Origin of the sequence: Frankia sp. Cppng1_Ct_nod (assembly GCF_920656135.1) — a bacterium.
GTDB classification, from domain to species: Bacteria; Actinomycetota; Actinomycetes; order Frankiales; family Frankiaceae; genus Protofrankia; species Protofrankia meridionalis.
Window position 1 is genome coordinate 1 of record NZ_CAKKTK010000145.1, and the last position, 3,550, is coordinate 3,550.

4 protein-coding genes are annotated in these 3,550 nt (G+C 61.5%); 1 reads left to right on the forward strand and 3 read right to left on the reverse strand.

What is annotated here, in order from left to right; translation table 11 throughout:
• The 3 genes from NBW77_RS21845 to NBW77_RS22645 all read right to left on the reverse strand — a co-directional run.
• A partial coding sequence (locus NBW77_RS21845; RefSeq protein ID WP_250280277.1) for a hypothetical protein occupies positions 1-193 on the reverse strand: 193 nt, incomplete at its 3' end.
• A gap of 1,252 nt (positions 194-1,445) precedes the next feature.
• Positions 1,446-1,868: a hypothetical protein gene (locus NBW77_RS21850; protein WP_250280278.1), complete on the reverse strand. Its 423-nt coding sequence runs from the start codon at positions 1,866-1,868 to the stop codon at positions 1,446-1,448.
• On the reverse strand, positions 1,813-2,460 hold the full coding sequence (locus NBW77_RS22645) for a hypothetical protein (protein WP_349817067.1): 648 nt from the start codon (positions 2,458-2,460) through the stop codon (positions 1,813-1,815). Before NBW77_RS22645 ends, NBW77_RS21850 begins: the two co-directional genes overlap by 56 nt.
• On the opposite strand from NBW77_RS22645, the gene NBW77_RS21855 reads away from it, so the two are divergent.
• Positions 2,453-3,079, forward strand: a complete 627-nt coding sequence (locus NBW77_RS21855; RefSeq protein ID WP_165485770.1) for a TetR/AcrR family transcriptional regulator — start codon at positions 2,453-2,455, stop codon at positions 3,077-3,079. The two genes, NBW77_RS22645 and NBW77_RS21855, sit on opposite strands and share 8 nt — an antisense overlap.
• Positions 3,080-3,550: the final 471 nt, after the last annotated feature.

Below are 3,550 nucleotides of genomic sequence, written 5' to 3' on the forward strand. Positions count from 1 at the left end.
ATGGATGGTCATGCACATCAGGCTTCGGTGTCAGCCGGTGGTCCGATGGGGCGAGCTTCATGATGAGCGCGGCGCACTGCGGCCAGAACAATTTCACACCGACCGGGGACGCAGGAGCCGTGGCGAACGGAATCATCTCGGCGATGGACCCCAGCGCCGGCGCCGCATGTACGGAAGTGCCAGCCAGCGCCACCCGTTCCTGTAGCTGGCGAGTCTATTTCGCTAACATTCAGAACGCGCAGAACGTCCTTCAGGCGAGTATCAACACCGGCTGAAATCTAGGCATCAGATCGTGAAACCCAATCGACCGAAGATGATACCATTTTTCTCCGCAAGTTCGGAATTTGGACAGTGATGCACACGAAATGGTATATTAATCTTGATCCTGTCATATCCTGGTCGGTCCGGCACCTACGCACAATACAGCCTGGGAACCATCGACCGGACGGCCGCGTCCGGATGAACATGGCTACAACACGCGCGTGGACGGTCCTAGTCGCCAGCGGCCTACTCAGCGGCTGCGGTGGGAACGGACCCGATACAATCGCCGAACGAGTTTACCAGGGCCTTCCCGATGGTGTCACGCCCGCCACCCTTCATGGTAATGAATCATCTATCGCCATCATCGAACATGACCATCGACTCGCTCTGACGTTGTGGGGCAGCGGCTCCTGCCCGCGGCTACCCGTTTCCCTCCACGCACTGAACAGACATTCAATCGAGATAACGGTCGACAAGAAGACCTCCGGCGTGTGCACCGCCGACCTGGGCCCAACCACCAGCGTGATCAAACTTGATCCTGAAGAAATAGATACCGCCTCTGAAGTCGCAATCACATTACATGATTCATGGGATCCCAACCTTCCCGCAACTGAAATCACGGCCCGGCCACGACAACCATAAGACCCCGACGTGCAGCCTGCCGATTCTCCACACGGGCAAGGCGGGCACTCGCCACGACCGCCAGCGAAGGTGGCGGTCAGCCCACGACCGCCTTATGATCATCGTTACCGGTCGATCGTTCCCACTACACCTGTTGTTGTTTCCTCGTAGCGAGTTGCTAACGGTGTGTCGGTTCGTAGAATAGTGACGAAGCCTCGGTAGGAGGAGGGATCTTCTCACAAACCTCTCGACACCAGAGCTTCGTTGTCCCAGTCTGCCACGGCGTTCCTCGACGAGGATGGCGTCGGGTCGGTGCTGTCACCGCTGACCTGCTGCGACAGGGCGGGTGACGCTGCCGGACCTCCGTCGGTCGACGCTGACCTGCTCGACTATTTCGCCGCGGTTCCCGACCACCGCGCCCAACGTTGGGTGGACCCACCCGTTGGCCGCCGTGCTGGCGCTGTGCGTCGCCCTCGACCGGCCGACATAGGAACACGCCCGGCTCACCGGCACACCCGCGGCACGGAGCTCCTCGAAAGCACCGTTCAACATCTGATCTGCGACTATTCGGTGTCCGCGCTCTCGGAGACCTGCTGCAAGAGCGCGCGTGCTTTTCCCATGATATCCAGCGCGGTCTCGGTCGTCGCAAGCCGTGTCTTCAACCGCTCGTTCTCCCGGCGGAGCTTCTCCAACTCGATCTGCTCCGCCGACTTCACCGGCTTCTTCTCCGGACCACGGGCCGCGGTACCCGTCCCCCCGCCCAGAACTCCCGCGTCACGAGCCCGGGTCCACTCCACCACATGCGAGGAGAACAAACCCTCCCGACGCAGGATCGCTCCCTTCTCCCCATGCGGGGCGTTCTCATACTTGGCGACAATCCGCAGCTTGTACGCCGTACTGAACACCCGCCGCGACGGACGCGGCGCCGGATCATGCCGGGGCGAGGACCCACCCGGACGCTCCTGCAACTCTGACTCCACGAACACAAGGATCTCCGATCACCCCCTCCGTAGCCAACCCACACCCAGCGGGTGTCTCACTCGAGTCTGGCAGAGAGGGGAACGCGGCGAGGACCATCCGCTCGGCCAGCCCCACGAACGGCACCGACAGTCCGTTCTTGTAGACGAGCCACAACAATGTGACCACAGCCTCTTTGGTAACCGCTCGACGCCCCTCAGTGCGCCGCACGTATCCCCTGGCCCAAGTCGCGAACATGGTGCGCTTGAGCGCCAGGTACCGGGCGGCATCCTCGGTATGTGGTGCGTTGGCTGGCCCCGTACGTGGTGTGCGGCTGTCTGAATCTCCGGATTCGGCGCCTGGGTGGAGACTGAACGGTTGAGGACAGCCACCATACGCTACATCGGCGCATGGACGTTGGCCCTGTGATGGAGCGCGCTCCGGCGGCAGCAAGCCGCTATCCGCGACCCAGACCCCGCGCGACAACGAAGATCTTTGACGATTCGTCGATAAGTGACCGTCCGTTACCCATACTGGAGCCATGCGGACTGCCCAGAGGAAGATACAAGAAGTAGCAGATCGTGAACAAAAGTTGATCTTCTTGGCGCTAGAAATGATCATTAGGGACGGTTTCCACAACCTGACCTTGGGTCGGCTGGCAGAGGAAGCCGGCTACTCCAAGGGCACACTGTACAACCACTTTACGTGTCGCGAGGACTTGCTGATCGAGCTGTCCACGGAGAGCGCCCGGCGTCAGCTTGACTCCTTTCGGTCCATCGCCGATCTGCCCTGGAGCTGCGTATGGGCGCTGTATGGCCTGGGGTTCGCCTACATACGCCACGCCGAAGTTTCACCGATCTTGTTCGAGTGCAGCATCACGGCACGGACGAATGCCGTCTGCGCGGTCGCGTCCAACGACCGGCTGAGACGGCGTGACCTGGTCGAGTCGCAGATCGCGCAGGTTGTCGGTGCCGTGGTGGAGCGCACCCTGGCCGAAGACGCATATACGAACACCCGGGTGCCGGTCCCGGTCGCGGTGGACACCCTGCGTTCCTCCCTCTTCGGGTATGCCGCTACGCACCTGCTGTATGAGGGCTTTCTGTGGGTGCGCGAGCAGGAGTGCGAGGTCCAGCTGAACGTGCTGGCTTCACTGGTAGGGGGACTTGGGTGGCCCCGACTGGACACCGGCGATCTGGCCACGATCCATGCGATGATCGTTGAACGCGTGACGGCGACCTAACCATCACCCGACCGCTACTCAATGCAGCCAATTGGATGGCGATGGGCTCGCACGGGTAGTCACTATGCACTGTCGGCATGTGTCTGCTTTTTGACTATTGGTCATCTTGTGACTACTAGTCAAACTTCGACGGTTGGTCATAGCATCCAACCTGACAGCCCCTCCCGCCGGGAGGGACTGCGTGAAGGAGGGGCATGCGAATCCGTATCGCCCGCCAGGGCAGTGCGCTCTGGCGAGCATGTATTGATCTTGCGTGTGAGCGGTACACCCACGATTACGGTGCGACCATCACGCCGTCACCCGACTGCTTTGTCGCGCTGTGCGCCGATAGTGCTGACGTCCCACCCGCCCCGCTGGCTTGCGCAGGACTGACCTACGGCGGATCAGAGCCACTGATGACTGAAAACTATGTCGGCCGTCATGCGGTTGACATCCTTACCGACAGGTCGGGGGGGGGGGGGGGGGGGGGGG

Bases quoted from the DNA above. Each gene is read 5' to 3' on its own strand.
- NBW77_RS21855 (WP_165485770.1), top strand. From the start codon at position 2,453: ATGATCATTAGGGACGGTTTCCACAACCTGACCTTGGGTCGGCTGGCA.
- NBW77_RS22645 (WP_349817067.1), bottom strand. From the start codon at position 2,460: ATGATCATTTCTAGCGCCAAGAAGATCAACTTTTGTTCACGATCTGCT.